The following is a 16,003-nucleotide window of genomic DNA, read 5'->3' as shown; positions in this document are numbered from 1 at the left end:
TTGCTTAGTTTGGGATGACTGTATGTTGAAAAGCCTCATGCAATGGCTGGATAGTTGGTCCGTAAGCGTACCACATGATGCATTGACCTCTGAGAGTAAACAGATTCAATGGCTCAGAATAATTCCTTTTATCCTACTGCATCTTGCTTGTCTGGCAGTGTTTTGGGTCGGATTTTCTTGGTTTGCTTTTGCATTTATGTTGTTTTTTTATTTTATTCGCATGTTCGCAATCACGGCTTTTTTTCATCGTTATTTGTCACACAAAACTTTTCAGACTTCGAGATGGCTGCAATTTATCTTTATTTTAATTGGCACAATGAGTGCGCAGCGTGGACCATTATGGTGGGCAGCACATCATCGATATCATCATCGTTATACAGATACTCCTCGAGACCCACATTCATCAACGCATGGATTTTGGTATAGCCATGTTGGTTGGTTTTTAAATGAATATAATTTTTCAACGCGTAAAAGTGTCATTAAAGATTGGCTGAAGTTTCCGGAGCTGATTTGGTTAGATCGTTTTAGTTTGATGATCGTCTTAATAACGGCTATCGGAATTTATGGTCTTGGGGAATGGGCTGCTTGGATGTGGCCGCATTGGGGAACCAGTGGTTTACAGTTATTGGTATGGGGAGGCGCAATTTCAACTGTTCTGCTTATTCATGCCACATTGTGCATTAACTCACTGGCTCACCATTATGGAAGCCGAGATTTTGAGACGAATGATCATAGTCGCAACAACTTATTTTTATCTCTGATTACACTTGGTGAAGGCTGGCACAACAATCATCATTTTTATGCAGGAAGTACGCGCCAAGGGTTCTATTGGTGGCAGATCGATGTGACCTATTACATCTTAAAATTTATGTCATGGTTCGGCTTGGTTTGGGGAATGAAACCCATACCAGCTCGAGTCTATGAAGCAAGTAAAATTACGCGTTCGAAAAAGGCCAAACTCCAACATTCTCAAGTTCAGTCAAAGGAATCAAGATGAAAATTGCAATTATTGGATCAGGTATTTCAGGACTTTATGCAGCTTGGAAGTTGAGTAAGTTGCATGAGGTGACCGTATTTGAAAAGAATAATTATTTTGGGGGACATACTGATACTCATCAATTAAAGATCGATGGTGAGCAAGTTGCAGTGGATAGCGGATTCATTGTTTTTAATGAACACAACTATCCTTTATTTTGTGAGATGTTGAAGGAGCTTGGTGTACAAGCTCAAAGCAGCGATATGGGGTTTTCAGTTAATAATCAGGTCACAGGACTGCAATATAACCCTTCCAGGAAATTCTCATTATTGTTCAAACCACAGAATTTTTTAAAGACCCGCTTTAGAGCGATGCTGTCAGATTTATTCAGATTTTATGCAGCAAATAAAGATCTTGATGTGGATGAGACCGACCCGCATTACACTATTGAGCAATATCTTAACGAGCATGGATACTTGGATGCGTTTAGGCAAGAGCATCTCTATCCGATGTGCGGTGCATTATGGTCATGCCCAGTGGAGCAAGCAGGTCAGATTCCATATAAATTTGTAGTCAGTTTTTTTCAACATCATCGTATGTTGCAACTCAAAGATCGACCACAATGGTTAACCATAAAAGGCGGGTCTTCTAAATATATCCGTGCAATTCAAACTCAAGCAAAGCATATTCAGTTTAAAAAAGTAGAAGTGAAGTCAGTTAAGCGCTCAGCAAATGACGTGAGTATTGAAACGGGGGAGGGAGTTGAACGGTTTGATTGGGTAGTATTTGCAAGTCATGCAGATGACACATTGAAGTTGCTCGCTGAACCAACGTTTAAAGAATCAGAAATATTAGAAAAATTTCAGTATCAAGACAATCATATGGTGTTGCATTCAGATACCAGCATTATGCCAAAATCAAAACGTCAGTGGGCAAGTTGGCATGTGCATGTCACACCGAATAGAGCGGGTCAAGTCACTCCATTTCAGCAAAGTAGTGTCCATTATGGATTTAGTTATTGGATGAATCAGCTACAAAATTTGAAATGTGAAACTCAGATTTTTGCGACATTAAATCCGAATTTTGATTTAGATCCAAACAAAGTCTGGGTTCAGCGTAACTATCGTCATCCTGTATTTAATGCGGAAGCTATTGCAGCTCAGTCAAGATGGTCTGAAATAAACGGTTTAAATCGGACCTATTTTTGTGGTGCTTATTGGGGATGGGGCTTTCATGAAGATGGTGCAAAAAGTGCGTCATGGGTGGTTGAAGCCTTATTAAATTCATCAAATCAAGCCGCTTAGGAGTACTTATGCAGCTGTATCCACTTGCAATTGCAGTTGCTGACATTCGTCATCGCCGTTACTTGCCTAAGCCTTATGCTTTTCAGAGTCAGCTGACGTATTTGTGGTTTGATCCAGAACAGCTCGAACACTTCGCGCAAACTTCGATACTTTGGTCAACGAAAAAATGGAACTTTCTGAGCCTAGATTCTGATGACTTCTTGGCAAACTATCAAGGCACGATTCGAGAGAAGGTTCTGCATGTGTTGGAAGAGCATACTTTAGAAGAGCCGACGGAGCTCGCTGAAATTCGGGTGTTGGCTTTGCCGCGCACGCTTGGCTTCAGATTTAATTCGGTGGTTTTTTATTTTCTATTTAATGCCCAGCAAAAATTACAGTTCATTCTCAGTGAAATCACCAATACACCCTGGTTAGAAAGACAGGTATATGTTCACGATTGTCGCACCGGGGGGGAGCAGCATTCCGAATATACGAGCTTCCACTTCCAGTTTGACAAAGCTTTTCACGTGTCACCCTTCATGCCAATGGATCTGAAGTATCAATGGACGTTTAGTTTGGCTGAAAAACAAAATTATGTGCTTATGCAATTGTTTAAAGAGGAAAAATTACAATTCGATGCATCAATGCGTTTTGAGTTAACCCCCATCACACTTCCTTCACAACTTCATCGCTATGCTGTTTTTAAACTATTTGAGCCGATCAAGATGGTTGCAGGTATTTATTATCATGCCTTTAAGCTTTGGATAAATAGAGTTCCATTTTATCGGCATCCCAATAAAACGAAGGATAAGCTGTGATATGAAATCATTGTTAATGGGAGAGCAATCTTCACTACCGCTGGTATTACGTCATTTACTGAAATTAAAACACGGCCAAATTCATTTTAAAGGGATTTGGGAGGGTTCAGTCGGTGAGGTGAGTGATCTAGACGCAGTGATTGAGGTCCATGATGCAAAGTTGATGGATCTACTTTTTCGTCAGGGGGTTCTTGGTGCAGCTGAAGGTTTCATTCAAGGATATTGGACGACACCAGATTTAGTGAAGATTGTGCGAATTCTTGCGAGAAATCGCGATATTTTAGATCGTATGAACCAAAGTGCCTTAGCAAAGGCGAGTCAACTCTTGCTCAAAACTTGGTATGCATCGCGTAAAAACTCATTGGAAGGTAGTCGCAAAAATATTGCTGAGCATTATGATTTAAGTAATGACTTTTTTAAGTTATTTCTTGATCCGAGCATGATGTACTCCAGCGCGGTATTCAAAGATCCATCTATGACTTTGGAACAAGCATCCGATTATAAAAGAGAAATCATATGCCAAAAATTGAAACTTCAACCGATGGATCATTTGGTTGAAATTGGCAGTGGATGGGGTGGTTTTGCGATCTATGCTGCGCAAAACTATGGTTGTAAAGTGACTACTATTACCATTTCTCAAGCTCAATATGACGAAGCTAAAGCTAGAATTGACGCTGCGGGTCTGTCTCATCGTGTTGAAGTTAAATTAAAAGATTATCGTTTACTTGAAGGTAAATTCGATAAATTGGTTTCAATTGAAATGATTGAAGCCGTTGGTGCTCAATATCTATCGACATATTTTGAAAAGTGTAGACAGCTGTTAAAACCTAATGGTTTGGCGCTTATTCAAGCCATCACCATTGAAGATGCGAGATATGAAAAGGCATTGAGTACGGTCGATTACATCAAAAGATACATTTTCCCAGGTAGTTTTATTCCTTGTATCAGCGTGATGACCAACGTTGCATCAGAACAAAAATTACGTCTAAAGCATCTTGAAGATATTGGTTTAAGTTATGCACAAACGATTCACTGCTGGCGTGAACGTTTTCTACAACAGCGTGAGCAAGTTTTAGCACTGGGCTTTGATGAAAACTTTATTCGCATGTGGGATTTTTATTTATGTTATTGCGAAGGAGGTTTTCTCGAAGGCGTCATTAGTGATGTGCATTTATTGTTTGAAGCAAGTCCATACTAAATCAGTGAGAGGACATCTCGATGTTGCTCAATTTATTTGTGATGAATGTTTTCCTGATGCTTTGTGCATGGATTTGGGTGACATTTAATCATCGTGCAGGTTTGGTCGATGTCATTTGGAGCTTTGGAATAGCTTTAAATGTCCTCATCGCAGCAAATGTAATGAATGAAGCCCCTACATCTGTTCGCATTTTTCTAGCGATCGCGAGTGGTCTTTGGTTTCTCCGTTTAGCATGGCATTTATTCAGACGATATATCCGAGAAGATGCTGAGGACACGCGTTATGCCAATATGCGCCGTGCGATGGGAGACTTTCAACATTTAGGTTTTCTTCTCTTTTTTCTATTTCAGGCTGGGTTGATCTCCTTATTCTCATATCCAATGATCAAATTGCTCAGTATACCTGCGATGCAGTGGAGTAACTCGACAGAGCTGCTGCTGCTAATTTCAGGATTAATCATGCTGGTTGCATTTATTGGTGAGGCACTCGCAGATCATCAGTTGTATCAATTTAAATTGAACCCGAATAATCGTGGCAAAACGATGGATCAAGGGTTATGGAAATATTCACGCCATCCGAATTACTTTTTTGAATGGATACATTGGTTTGCTTATCCAATCTTAGGTATAGCGGCGGGAACGCCTTGGTTGTGGATCTATCCAGTGTTGATGTGGCTTTTTTTGTACTACATCACGGGTATTCCATTTAGTGAACAGCAAGCACTCAAAAATCGTGGTGCAAACTACAAGATGTACCAACAAAAAACATCAATGTTTCTTCCTTGGCCACCGAAAAAGTAGGTAATTACATGGATTCAATCGTTCAACAATCGTTAAAACTCATTGAAAGTGGCAAAGTTCCAGATCAAGTGATTCGTCTTGGTATCCAAGCACTTTGCAAAAAACGTCTTGAGCAAGAAGGTCGTTTTGACCCTGGATTCGCTTCACAGCGTTATATGGATGTATTAAGAGACTTGAAAAAAAGTGAAATCGCGATTGATACAGACAAGGCAAATGAACAACATTATGAATTGCCTACAGCATTCTTTCAGGCCGTGTTGGGCAAGCGTTTAAAATACAGTGCCAGTTTATTCCATGATGCTAAAACCAGTTTAGATCAAGCTGAGGAAAATGCCCTGCAGGTCTACTGTGAACGTGCGCAATTACAAGATGGTCAGGACATCTTAGAAATAGGCTGTGGTTGGGGATCACTCAGTTTGTATATGGCAGAGCATTATCCAAATGCCAACATTACGGTAGTATCAAACTCCAATACTCAACGTCTTCACATTCAACAACAAGCCAAAGAAAAGCAATTTAACAATTTGACAGTCATCACCTGTGATGTAAATCAACTCGAGTTGGAGCAAAACTCTTTTGATCGTGTTGTATCCGTTGAAATGTTTGAGCATGTTCGAAACTATCAGCGATTATTTGCCAATATTAGCCAATGGCTCAAAGCAGATGGTTTATTGTGGTGTCATATTTTCTGCCATCGATTTATTCACTATCCATTCGAAGTTAAAAATGATTATGACTGGATGTCTAAATATTTTTTTACAGGCGGTTTAATGCCTGCTGTTTCGACTTTCCTGCACTTTCAGGATCATTTACAGCTAGAAAACCAATGGCAATGGTCTGGACAACAGTATGAACATACAGCCAATGCATGGTTAAATAATATGGACCAAAAAAAGGACTTACTTAAACCACTATTTAAGCAAACTTATGGTCAAGATGCGGAAATCTGGTGGCAACGTTGGAGAATCTTTTTCATGGCTTGTGCAGAACTGTTTGGTTATGACAAAGGTCGTGAGTGGGTGATTGGCCATTATTTGTTTAAGAAGCGAGCTGTTTGAAGTTCAAACTAATTTTAGCGATAAGGTGAAGAGGGTACATGTCCATGATGAGGCTATTTAGGGATAAACGCGATCATCCTTTGGGTGAGGTGTTTAACCGCTATTATTGGCTACAAATTGGTCTTATTGCCTTGTCTATTGTGATTGGGATTGGTTGCAGTGCTTGGGTCATTAAAGGAACATTGCTGACCACAGCGCTCGAACAGGAGATGGAGCATTACTGGCAGCGTATGGAGCGTAATCCAGAAGCTGCTTTACCCGACACTAAAAATTTATATGGATATCGTTGGTCCGATGACGAGTTAGCCCCCTCTGAATTTCGTAATTTAAAACTCCAATCGGGTGTACATCGACACTATATCGATGGTAAAGACCGGATGACAGTTTATGGGACACGCAATGGTGAACACGTTTTTTTAGTGTTTGGTGAAAGTAATGTTAATAAGCTTATTTGGCTGTTTGGTTTAGCGCCACTCATGGTCAGCTTATTTTTGCTATACAGTGTGCTGTGGTGGTGGAATCGCCGTGCACGCCGCTATTTTTCGCCCATCACACGCTTAGCCAATGCACTCGAACATATCGATTGGGAACATCAGAATAATCGAGCATCACCATTTAAAGAAATTAAAACAGATTCTAATTTGGAGGCTGAATATCTCAAGCAAGCACTTGAAAAATATCATCAAGTTCTAAGCGAATTCATTCAGCGTGAAAGAGAGTTTACTGGCGATGTTAGTCATGAACTTCGAACACCGCTCACAATATTGAAGGGCAATGTACAACTTTGTCAGGCCCGTTATGGTGATAACAAATCCTTTACTCGATTGCAAAACACAATTGAAGATATGCAGTTATTGGTCGATACACTTTTGGCGATTGCTCGAAATACCACAAGTAATTTACAAAGTGAAAAAACCCGTTTATCTGAACTGCTTCAAGATGTTGTAAGCGACTTGAATAGTGTCAGTTTGGCTAAAGGAATGAGTATCGATTTAAACATCGAAGTTGATGAGGTCAAACGTCATTTATATCCATCGATGACGAAAATGGTATTCAGCAATATTTTAAGAAATGCATTGAATTACTCTCAAGGTACAAGCATTAATGTCATTCTCGAAAAAAATAAAGTGTTGGTCGCAGATAATGGTATCGGGATTGATTTACCGAATAACTCTAAGGTGCAAGAACTAACGAATCAGCAGCTGCAACTCGATATCAAAGGTCATGGTATCGGGCTACAACTGGTTCAAAAATTATGTAAACAACTTGGCTGGAGAGTAGAGTTATTTGATCGTGAATACTATTTGATGACTCATCCAAAAGTTGACTTGTCACTCAGTTCAGGACTGATTGTGGTCGTTTACTTGAATGATCAGCCTCCAAAATAGTGTATTTGGGGGAATTTGATCTGAAGTGTGAATTCAGTAGTAACTAGTTTTATTCCACTGCGATCTTTAGACCTACCCCTGAAACGGTGTGTATTAATTTTTGTTCAAAGGGCTTATCGACCATTTTTCTTAAATTATAGATATGGCTTCTGAGCGCATCGCTTTCTGGTTCTTCATCCCCCCATAACTCAAGCATGATCTCCTGTTTAGTGAGCACTTTAGGTGAGTTTCGCATGAGTAATTTTAAAAGTTTGAATTGAATAGGTGGCAGTTCGATCATTTGACCTGCACGTGTGATTTGCTGTAAAGCAGGGTCTAATGTGAGATCGTGAATTTTAATTTGGCTGTTAGATACTTCTCCTAATGAGCGTTTGATCAGTGCACGAACACGATAAACCAATTCATTAAAATCAAATGGTTTCACTAAATAATCATCTGTACCAGCTCGGAAACCTTTTAATTTATCATCCAAAGTATCACGAGCAGTCAGCATCAGTACTGGGAGGTCGAGTCCCTGTTCGTTGCGAAGCCATTCACACAGGTCATAACCTGTACCGTCAGGTAAATTAATATCTAACAGTAGAATATGATAAGGATGTTGTTTAAGCAGTTGACGTGCCACATCCAAATTACGCGCATGATCAACCACAAAATTATGCTCTTCTAAAAATTCACATAATGTTGAAGCAAGTTCGTAATGATCTTCGACCATTAAAATAAAATGTTTAGTCATGGCGACACGATTAGTCCAATAATTGCTTTTTTAAAGTATCACTAAATGGAGACGAACCCAGCCAAATATTAAAATAATCATTGGCATTCATGTATTGAACTTTACCCAAAATTTTTTGATTTAGACTCAAAGTTAAAGTCTGGGTCGTATGGGTATAGCTTAGACTGTAAATATCACCAGATCGAACGGGTTGATACAATTGTGTGATCTGGTCAAGCTGTTTCAACGTATTGGCTTGTTTGACATTTCGTTTGAGAAAGTGCGTTGCAGCCTTTTTAAAAGCCCATTCTGGTATATTTTGAGTATAAGCAAAGTCCATGCGAATATCTTGATTCTTCCAAGTGCTTTGACAATTTTGAGCGAAATAAGTTGCTTTACCGACATTTTTTTGTCCGACTTTGAGGTCTCCTTGACCACACTCACGCACACTTTGTGCATGCGCGAGTGGTAAGAAGAATAGACTCAAAGCAGAGAGGGCCATTATTGCGATTTTTTGAAAGGTAATAACCATGCGTATAATCCTCCAGCATATGGTAGTGAGCGAAATAAGCCATCAGCTGGGTCCCAAAAGTCTTGCTGGAACACAATTTTGTCTTGCTCATTGAGTTTTATTTCACTAATTCCATGTGATTCCATGCTTCGAGTCGTGCCGAAGATTTTAAAATCATATGCCATACGCCAATGCACATAGGCTGAGTCGTCAAAATGTGATGTGTTGAGCAATTTGACTGAAACATTACTGACACGGTTATTCATACCTTTGAAATGTTCGACTAGATTTTCACGCTTACTAAATTGTGAAAGTGTGTCATTGATATATAAACTGTCAGCATACAGATTGCTTGCTCGGTTAGTGAATTCAGGTGTACCTAAAGTATTGAATGCACTGGTAAAACGAACCCCTATATCTTGAGCTTTGGCAGGCGTCATGGTGATGCCTTGAACTGTCGATCTTGCTTGAGCATAATCATCAGAGTAACTTGGGATGCTTGCACAGCCTGATAAAAAGAGTAGAGGAAGGCTCAATGTCGCAGCCACAATTTTTTTGACGTGTTTCATGATCTCAATCCACTAATTTATTCTTATTTTTTAATCTACTGGCAATCTTGTGAAATGGATGTGAAATTAAAATATGAGCTGTGGTCGATGAAAGGTATTTGTGTTAAAGGGAGTTCCGTTGAACTCCCTTTAACTTTGTTTTATTTAAATTTCCAAGTGTAATCAATGTTGACACGCATTTCGTCATCCGACTTAAATGCCATACCTACTGGTGGGATATCGTTACGGTAGCGACTATAACGTGTACGAATATTTAAACCTTCGAGTTTACCCGCTGGAACACGATAGCTGAGCTCGAAATCAAGAGCATCTTGTTCAAACGTCTGATTGTCGGTGTTACGAATTTCAATATCATCGCCTTTACTATAACGAGTCATAAACTTTAGACCTTTCAATGAAGTGTCTTTAAAGTCATAGTCATAGCGTGCGTGATAGACTTTTTCATTAATGTTGGTGAAATCAGCACTCATACTATCTAAGAACACTGCTGGCTCTGAACCCGCTAAGGTCGGAAGAGCTGTATCACCAAAAGACTGCATATAGCCCAAACTGAAAGTATGATTGTTACGGTTAAGCCCAAAAATACCGCTCAAATGTTGATTTTCAATATGTCCTGCACGAGCTTGACCTGAGTCTTCACTCACAAACAGGCGTACATCCCCTAAGAAATGCCCAATACCTATATCATGTTTGCTTTTTGCACCAATGAAATTTTGGTGATAAACATCATGAAGGTTGGCATGAAAGAGTTGCGCACTAATTTGATCGTTAAATTTATATTCAGCACCAAGCATGTGTAAGCCAGATGATTCGGCAGCAGTCTTAAATCGATTATTAGGATTGCCAACTTTAATTTTTTCATAATCTGTTGAATCACGTTGATTCACACGATCCACATACAGGGCATGAATTTTCAAATTATCCACTTCATTGATTTGAAGATGTGTACCTCGATAATTTTGCTGGAATAAACGAGCTGGTGAAGAGAACAAAACAGGGAACATTGGTGCGAGTGTACCCCCATGTAAAGTCGATTTGCCCACTTTCGCTTTTGCCGTCCAGCGAATTTCTCCATACTGATCAGCTTTACCTGATGGACTGGTTGGCAGTAATCCCGAAGCTGCATAATCGTCGGCATCACTGCCTAAAAGATTAAAACCTGCCAGTGCCATAATGTCTAAACCTAGTCCTACGGTACCTGGTGTATAGCCTGAATTAGCTTTAAAGATAAAACCTTGAGCCCAGTCTTTCTGATCTTTACCTGATGCATCTTGTGTATATGCGCGATCAAAATAAAAATTGCGAGCTGTTAGATTGACTGATGCATCATCTATAAATGAATTTGCTTGCGTTGTTGATAGAAATCCAGACGCAATTACCCCTAAAAAGATTGCAGAAAATCTCATTATTGTCCCTATATGAAAAGTGGAGCTAGACGTCTTGTCTAGCTCTAAAGTATTTAAAAAATGATTATGCAGATGTTGGTTGTTGGAAATGCAATTGTGCAGTTTCTTTATTTTTGAGTTTTGAAATGCTTAATACCATGATAATGGCTGCAACGAATGCCAACGCATAATAACCGTAAAGTACAAGTGATGAGATACCACTGTCGAGGAAAGCACCTGCAACTAGTGGAGACAAAATACCGCCTACACGACCAAAACCAATCGCATAACCTACACCAGTCGCACGAACATCAGCATCATAGATTGCAGGAGACATCGCATATAGACCTGCGACACATCCGTTTGACATCATGCCAAGGAATAAAGCAAGAATGAATGCGATCATGAGTGAACCAGTACTGTTCACAAATAACCAGATCAAGATTGCAGTTAAGGCAAGGAAAGTCGCTTGAACATAGTAAATACGGATACGTGAACTAATCAGACCTAACAGCGCAGCACCAAACATACCGCCAGCACTAATCAGGACACCTGCTGTTACACCTTGTTCAGTGGTCATCCCATTTGCAGATAAGATTTTTGGTGTCCAACTCATGACGAAGTAGAAACCAAACATAACGAAGAAGAAGCTAAACCAGATACAAATCGTTTGAAGTGCCAATTTAGGGCTGAACAAACGTGCCAAACCACTCTTTGCTTGTTCGCTGGTCATAGTGACCGTAGGAAGTTGCTGTAATGGGGTAATATTGATTTTCTTTGCTAAAACATTAATACGTTCTAGAGCATTTTTTGGCTGTTTAACCAAAAGGTAATCAAGTGATTCTGGTAAGGTGAAATAAGACACGACCAACATGAATAAAGTCGCTAAACCACCTGTTAAGAAGACTGCACGCCATCCGAAATTGCTGATAAGCGCAATTGCAATAATCCCACCAACGGTTGCACCAATCGCGTAACCTGTACATTGTAAGCTGACTGCGAGACTTCTCCAACGCAGAGATGCGTACTCACTTGCAATAACATTACTACTTGCGAGAATACCGCCGATGCCTAAACCAGTCACAAAACGCATCATGCCAAGTTGCATTGCAGTCTGAGCAAATGATGCTGCAACCATACTTACTCCAGAGATAAGTAGGCAAAGTAAGATGAGTGGGCGGCGACCGATTTTGTCAGCCCAAGGTGCAAGAAATAGTGAGCCAGCACCCATACCAAATAGGCCAGCACTCAATAGTGCACCAAGTTCAGCGCCAGTCAGTCCCCACTCGGCAGAAACAGATGCAGCAGTAAAGGCCATGACAAGAACGTCAAAGCCATCAATAACATTTAATAAAATACAGATACCGATAACAAACCACTGAAACCCATTCATGGTCTTGTTATTCATTTCCTCACGCGGGTTCTGAACCATTTACTTTCTCCATGGAATAAGACCTCATTGAAAAGCACTACGTGTGGCATGTGATAACATGTCATTAACGTAGGCAGACTTCAGAAGTCATCCTAGTAATGTTTAAGGTGTTCATCGCAGTCAGAACCCGTCCATATTCTGGTATTGATGAAATAATCAACACGTCTGCAATGTGCATGAATTTAGCATTATTGGATCCAAATTCAAGCAAAAAAATATTAACTTAGATATATTTTAGATTAAATGGATCCATATTTGCGAAGAAGTACTTGAAAAATATACTAAAGTACTAGGGATTAAAAAAATGAACGCCTCAGTTAAAGAAAGGAAAAAAATCTTAAAAGTTCATTCGAATCTTCCGAATTTTATAAAATAGCGCGCAAATCATGAGCTACTTGTTTAAGCTGGGGCAAAATATTTTGGATTAAATATGTTTCTGTAATTCTGTGGCTGGATCCGATACAGTTGAGTGCGGCTACAGTATCACCTTGCATGTTGAGAATAGGGACAGCTAAAGCAATAATTCCCAATTCATGTTCTTCTGTAGAAATGCAATAGTCCTGTTTTTGAACAGTTGCAATAGTGTTTATAAACTTTTGATGATCTATGATGGTAAAAGGCGTTAATCTCTTGAGTGGATATTGTGCAAGCCATTGATTAAGTTCATCATGGCTCAATCTTGAGAGTAGTATTTTACCTGTTGAGGTGGCGTAGGCTGGAAGGCGATTACCTAGATGAATACCCAACGGACTCATTTTAGATGATTCGTTCTGTTGAGGAACACTTTTCGCAACAGGTACTACTTCATGTTCATCGAGTACCGTGACTGAATAGCTCAGTGCAGTTTTGATACTGAGTAAATTCAGCATAGGTTGAGCGACTTTTGGCAAATATGCAGAGCTTAGATAAGCACTTGAAAAGCGTAAAACTTTGTAGGTGAGCCAATAAAAATGTTCATCTGTGTCTAAATAACCTAAAAATTTTAAAGTTCTTAAATATCGTCGTGCTGCGCTTCGACTCAATCCTGTACGTTCAGCAATTTGGGTGACATTTAATTTTTGACGTTCAACACCAAAGCACTCTAATAGATTCAAACCTTTAGCAAGGCCTGCAATATAATCATCATATTGAATTACTTCTTTATTTTTAGCATTTGAAATCAATTCATTGCGCATGATATTGCTCTGATTTACACCCTTTAATTCTGATATCTTGTCCGATGATCGGTCATTTGTCACTAAATTCGGTCGTATTTAGGGCTAAAGTCTAGTACCTCAGTTGGAATTTCATTAGGTTTTACAAAAGGAAAAAAATTGAGGGTGTTTGCAATATGGAAATTTTAAAAACCAAAGTCGCGATTATTGGTTCAGGTCCAGCAGGTTTATTACTCGGTCAACTGCTATATAAAGCGGGTATTGATCATATTTTAATTGAACAGCGCAGTGCTGAATATGTTGCCAGTCGAATCCGTGCTGGGATTTTAGAGCAAGTTTCAGTAGATTTATTGACTGAAGCTGGTGTAGATCAGCAACTCCGTGAAAAAGGGTTACCTCATCAGGGTATTGAAATTCTAACCAATGGTGAAAAGCACCGTGTTGATTTAACGCAGTTGACGGGTGGTAAACAAGTTACGGTATATGGCCAAACTGAAGTCACCAAAGATTTAATGCAGGCTCGCACAGCGGCTCAACTCACTTCATACTATGAATCAGCTAACGTTCAAGTACATGATTTCTACGGTCAACCAAGTGTTACTTTTGAGCATAATGGTCAGCAAGTTAAAGTTGAATGTGATTTTATCGCAGGTTGTGATGGGTACCATGGTGTGTGCCGTGCCAGTGTGCCAGAAGACAAAATTAAAACTTTTGAGAAAGTCTATCCATTTGGCTGGTTAGGGGTATTGGCAGATGTACCTCCTGTTGCGGAGGAACTAATTTATGTGCAATCTGATCGTGGATTTGCATTATGCAGTATGCGTTCTAACACGAGAAGTCGCTATTATCTACAAGTACCGTTAACGGATAAAGTTGAAAATTGGTCAGATGAGCAATTTTGGGAAGAGTTAAAAAATCGTCTAGATCCTGAAAGCCGTGAAAAGCTCGTGACTGGTCCATCAATTGAGAAGAGTATTGCGCCATTACGTAGTTTTGTCACTGAGCCAATGCGTTTTGGTAAAATGTTCTTGGCGGGTGATGCTGCTCATATTGTACCGCCAACAGGAGCTAAAGGTTTAAACCTCGCTGCATCTGATATTGCGTATCTTTCTCAAGCTCTCATTGAATATTATCAAACGGGTTCTGAGCAGGGGATTGAGCAGTATTCTGAAAATTGCTTAAAACGTGTATGGAAAGCAGAGCGTTTCTCTTGGTGGATGACTCATTTATTACATCGTTTTGAGACAGAAACCGAATTCGAGCATAAAATCAAACAAGCTGAATTAAGTTATATTCTTGGTTCAGAAGCAGGGCAAACTACGCTTGCTGAAAACTATGTTGGACTACCACTCCAAAAAGCGAGTTAATCCTCGAAGTTAAGCTTAATCCATTGGCTAATTTTTAGCACACACCAAATTGTTCCACAATTTGGTGTGTTTTTTTATTAAACAAATTGTCTAAATTCAATCGAGGTTTGCTGTAATAAGGGCAGAATATACTGAATTAAATATTCCTTACTGGTTTTACCTGTCGGTGACACAATGTTCAATGCTGCGACAACATCAGCACGATGATTGTGAATAGGTACAGCCAAAGCATGTACGCCTAACTCATGTTCTTCAGCTGAGTAACAATATTCATCAGCTCTAACTTCTGCTAATAATTTTATAAATTTCTCATTATCGGTATACGTATATTTGGTGAGTGCTTTGAGTGGATATTTTTCCAACCATTCTTGTTGTGCTTCCTTGGATAAATAACTTAATAAAATTTTCCCTGCAGATGTCGCATGAGCGGGTAGTCGGTTACCTAAATGTAATCCATAAGGATTAACACGATCAGTCTGTTGATGCGCTGCACTACGTGCAATCGTAATAGCTTCGTAGCCATCTAATACCATCACGGAATAAATGAGAGAGGTTTGCTGAGTAAGTAAATTCAACAATGGCTGAGCAATTTTAGGCAGCTGTGCACCACTTAAATATGCACCTGAAAATTTTAAAATTTTAGGTGTTAAATAATAGTAATGACCATCAAACTCTAAATAACCTAAATATTCTAAAGTCATTAAATGTCGTCTTGCAGCGGCTCGAGTCAACCCAGTTTTTTCTGCAGCCATGGTCACATTTAAACGGTGACGGTCATTTGCAAAACAATCTAGGATAGCCAGTCCTTTGCTGATACCTGCAATAAAGTCTTCATGACGAATCCACTTTTTATTATCTGGATTTTGAAGTTGTCTGTTCCTTGGGTCTGATTCTGTAGACACAGCATTTTCCTTGCTATTTTAAAAATTGAATTATTGATGCTGATTTAGAATCTTGAGCAATATACTCAAGATATTGTTCGATCATCGAACAAAAAATCTGTAAATCGTACAAAAACCTTTTTTCAAGGTAGCTCAAGCTTTTTAATTTATCAAGAATGGAGTGACGGAATCCAAGCGATTTAGTTGCATATTTCAATCTCCGTCCAGATTGAAATTGCGCTAATCGTGGATTCCCCAAATATTAAAATATGTTGTACAGAGGGAGTTGTTGGATGATCGATAAATCGTCACAGTCTTTAGTTGAAGCTTTATCCCAAATTAAAGACGGTTCAACCATTATGATTGGTGGGTTTGGTACTGCAGGTCAGCCTGCTGAACTCATCGATGGCTTAATTGAACTCGGTATTAAAGACTTAGTGATCGTCAACAACAACGCAGGTAATGGTGATT

The 16,003-nt window shown here is 39.4% G+C and carries 16 protein-coding genes; 9 read left to right on the top strand and 7 right to left on the bottom strand.

Annotated elements, in window-relative coordinates; all coding sequences use genetic code 11:
- The first annotated feature begins 22 nt into the window (after positions 1-22).
- The 7 genes from AC1M86_RS11140 to AC1M86_RS11110 are packed head-to-tail and all read left to right on the top strand — an operon-like array spanning position 23 to position 7,521.
- A complete protein-coding gene (locus AC1M86_RS11140; RefSeq protein WP_481607961.1) occupies positions 23-997 on the top strand; it encodes an acyl-CoA desaturase in 975 nt (324 codons plus the stop codon).
- Positions 994-2,280 carry an NAD(P)/FAD-dependent oxidoreductase gene (locus AC1M86_RS11135; protein ID WP_481607960.1) on the top strand — a complete coding sequence of 429 codons (1,287 nt, stop codon included), beginning with the start codon at positions 994-996 and terminating at the stop codon, positions 2,278-2,280. The genes AC1M86_RS11140 and AC1M86_RS11135 overlap by 4 nt, the downstream gene beginning before the upstream one ends.
- A gap of 8 nt (positions 2,281-2,288) precedes the next feature.
- Entirely contained in the window at positions 2,289-3,077 is a 789-nt protein-coding gene (locus AC1M86_RS11130) for a DUF1365 domain-containing protein (protein WP_035269389.1), read from the top strand.
- A 1-nt stretch (position 3,078) separates the two neighbouring features.
- Positions 3,079-4,275 carry a class I SAM-dependent methyltransferase gene (locus tag AC1M86_RS11125; RefSeq protein ID WP_481607959.1) on the top strand — a complete coding sequence of 399 codons (1,197 nt, stop codon included), beginning with the start codon at positions 3,079-3,081 and terminating at the stop codon, positions 4,273-4,275.
- Positions 4,276-4,295: 20 nt separating this feature from the next.
- A complete protein-coding gene (locus tag AC1M86_RS11120; RefSeq protein WP_035269401.1) occupies positions 4,296-5,075 on the top strand; it encodes a DUF1295 domain-containing protein in 780 nt (259 codons plus the stop codon).
- An 8-nt stretch (positions 5,076-5,083) separates the two neighbouring features.
- The gene (locus AC1M86_RS11115) at positions 5,084-6,133 is read left to right on the top strand and encodes an SAM-dependent methyltransferase (RefSeq protein WP_481607958.1); all 1,050 of its coding nucleotides are present in this window, start codon (positions 5,084-5,086) and stop codon (positions 6,131-6,133) included.
- Positions 6,134-6,177: 44 nt separating this feature from the next.
- Entirely contained in the window at positions 6,178-7,521 is a 1,344-nt protein-coding gene (locus tag AC1M86_RS11110) for a sensor histidine kinase (protein WP_481591954.1), read from the top strand.
- A 49-nt stretch (positions 7,522-7,570) separates the two neighbouring features.
- Here the strand turns inward: AC1M86_RS11110 and AC1M86_RS11105 are convergent, their stop codons facing one another.
- The 6 genes from AC1M86_RS11105 to AC1M86_RS11080 all read right to left on the bottom strand — a co-directional run bounded on the left by AC1M86_RS11105 (position 7,571) and on the right by AC1M86_RS11080 (position 13,305).
- Positions 7,571-8,254, bottom strand: a complete 684-nt coding sequence (locus AC1M86_RS11105; protein WP_092768268.1) for a response regulator transcription factor — start codon at positions 8,252-8,254, stop codon at positions 7,571-7,573.
- Positions 8,255-8,264: 10 nt separating this feature from the next.
- Complete coding sequence (locus AC1M86_RS11100; protein ID WP_481607957.1) at positions 8,265-8,765, bottom strand: chalcone isomerase family protein; 501 nt, start codon at positions 8,763-8,765, stop codon at positions 8,265-8,267.
- A complete protein-coding gene (locus AC1M86_RS11095) occupies positions 8,735-9,313 on the bottom strand; it encodes a nuclear transport factor 2 family protein (protein ID WP_171260728.1) in 579 nt (192 codons plus the stop codon). Before AC1M86_RS11095 ends, AC1M86_RS11100 begins: the two co-directional genes overlap by 31 nt.
- Before the next feature lie 140 nt (positions 9,314-9,453).
- Positions 9,454-10,719, bottom strand: a complete 1,266-nt coding sequence (locus AC1M86_RS11090) for an OprD family outer membrane porin (RefSeq protein ID WP_481607956.1) — start codon at positions 10,717-10,719, stop codon at positions 9,454-9,456.
- A 64-nt stretch (positions 10,720-10,783) separates the two neighbouring features.
- The gene (locus AC1M86_RS11085; protein WP_481607955.1) at positions 10,784-12,130 is read right to left on the bottom strand and encodes an MFS transporter; all 1,347 of its coding nucleotides are present in this window, start codon (positions 12,128-12,130) and stop codon (positions 10,784-10,786) included.
- A 365-nt stretch (positions 12,131-12,495) separates the two neighbouring features.
- A complete protein-coding gene (locus AC1M86_RS11080) occupies positions 12,496-13,305 on the bottom strand; it encodes an IclR family transcriptional regulator domain-containing protein (RefSeq protein WP_180000496.1) in 810 nt (269 codons plus the stop codon).
- Between the two features lie 155 nt (positions 13,306-13,460).
- Between AC1M86_RS11080 and pobA the strand changes: the two genes are divergently transcribed.
- Complete coding sequence (gene pobA, locus AC1M86_RS11075; protein ID WP_481590765.1) at positions 13,461-14,651, top strand: 4-hydroxybenzoate 3-monooxygenase; 1,191 nt, start codon at positions 13,461-13,463, stop codon at positions 14,649-14,651.
- 77 nt (positions 14,652-14,728) lie between these two features.
- Here pobA and pcaU read toward each other — a convergent pair whose 3' ends face one another.
- Positions 14,729-15,553, bottom strand: a complete 825-nt coding sequence (gene pcaU / locus AC1M86_RS11070) for an IclR family transcriptional regulator PcaU (protein WP_481607954.1) — start codon at positions 15,551-15,553, stop codon at positions 14,729-14,731.
- A 272-nt stretch (positions 15,554-15,825) separates the two neighbouring features.
- On the opposite strand from pcaU, the gene AC1M86_RS11065 reads away from it, so the two are divergent.
- A partial coding sequence (locus tag AC1M86_RS11065; RefSeq protein WP_481594077.1) for a CoA-transferase occupies positions 15,826-16,003 on the top strand: 178 nt, incomplete at its 3' end.

Source organism: Acinetobacter sp. ANC_7654 (assembly GCF_056779855.1).
The sequence above is the reverse complement of the archived record's forward strand: the minus strand, read 5'-3'. Positions and strand labels throughout refer to the sequence as shown.

What these genes read in the sequence shown, in the direction of transcription:
- AC1M86_RS11140 (WP_481607961.1), top strand. Translation starts at nt 23, where the DNA reads ATGTTGAAAAGCCTCATGCAATGGCTGGATAGTTGGTCCGTAAGCGTA.
- AC1M86_RS11135 (WP_481607960.1), top strand. Translation starts at nt 994, where the DNA reads ATGAAAATTGCAATTATTGGATCAGGTATTTCAGGACTTTATGCAGCT.
- AC1M86_RS11130 (WP_035269389.1), top strand. Translation starts at nt 2,289, where the DNA reads ATGCAGCTGTATCCACTTGCAATTGCAGTTGCTGACATTCGTCATCGC.
- AC1M86_RS11125 (WP_481607959.1), top strand. Translation starts at nt 3,079, where the DNA reads ATGAAATCATTGTTAATGGGAGAGCAATCTTCACTACCGCTGGTATTA.
- AC1M86_RS11120 (WP_035269401.1), top strand. Translation starts at nt 4,296, where the DNA reads ATGTTGCTCAATTTATTTGTGATGAATGTTTTCCTGATGCTTTGTGCA.
- AC1M86_RS11115 (WP_481607958.1), top strand. Translation starts at nt 5,084, where the DNA reads ATGGATTCAATCGTTCAACAATCGTTAAAACTCATTGAAAGTGGCAAA.
- AC1M86_RS11110 (WP_481591954.1), top strand. Translation starts at nt 6,178, where the DNA reads ATGATGAGGCTATTTAGGGATAAACGCGATCATCCTTTGGGTGAGGTG.
- AC1M86_RS11105 (WP_092768268.1), bottom strand. Translation starts at nt 8,254, where the DNA reads ATGACTAAACATTTTATTTTAATGGTCGAAGATCATTACGAACTTGCT.
- AC1M86_RS11100 (WP_481607957.1), bottom strand. Translation starts at nt 8,765, where the DNA reads ATGGTTATTACCTTTCAAAAAATCGCAATAATGGCCCTCTCTGCTTTG.
- AC1M86_RS11095 (WP_171260728.1), bottom strand. Translation starts at nt 9,313, where the DNA reads ATGAAACACGTCAAAAAAATTGTGGCTGCGACATTGAGCCTTCCTCTA.
- AC1M86_RS11090 (WP_481607956.1), bottom strand. Translation starts at nt 10,719, where the DNA reads ATGAGATTTTCTGCAATCTTTTTAGGGGTAATTGCGTCTGGATTTCTA.
- AC1M86_RS11085 (WP_481607955.1), bottom strand. Translation starts at nt 12,130, where the DNA reads ATGGTTCAGAACCCGCGTGAGGAAATGAATAACAAGACCATGAATGGG.
- AC1M86_RS11080 (WP_180000496.1), bottom strand. Translation starts at nt 13,305, where the DNA reads ATGCGCAATGAATTGATTTCAAATGCTAAAAATAAAGAAGTAATTCAA.
- pobA (WP_481590765.1), top strand. Translation starts at nt 13,461, where the DNA reads ATGGAAATTTTAAAAACCAAAGTCGCGATTATTGGTTCAGGTCCAGCA.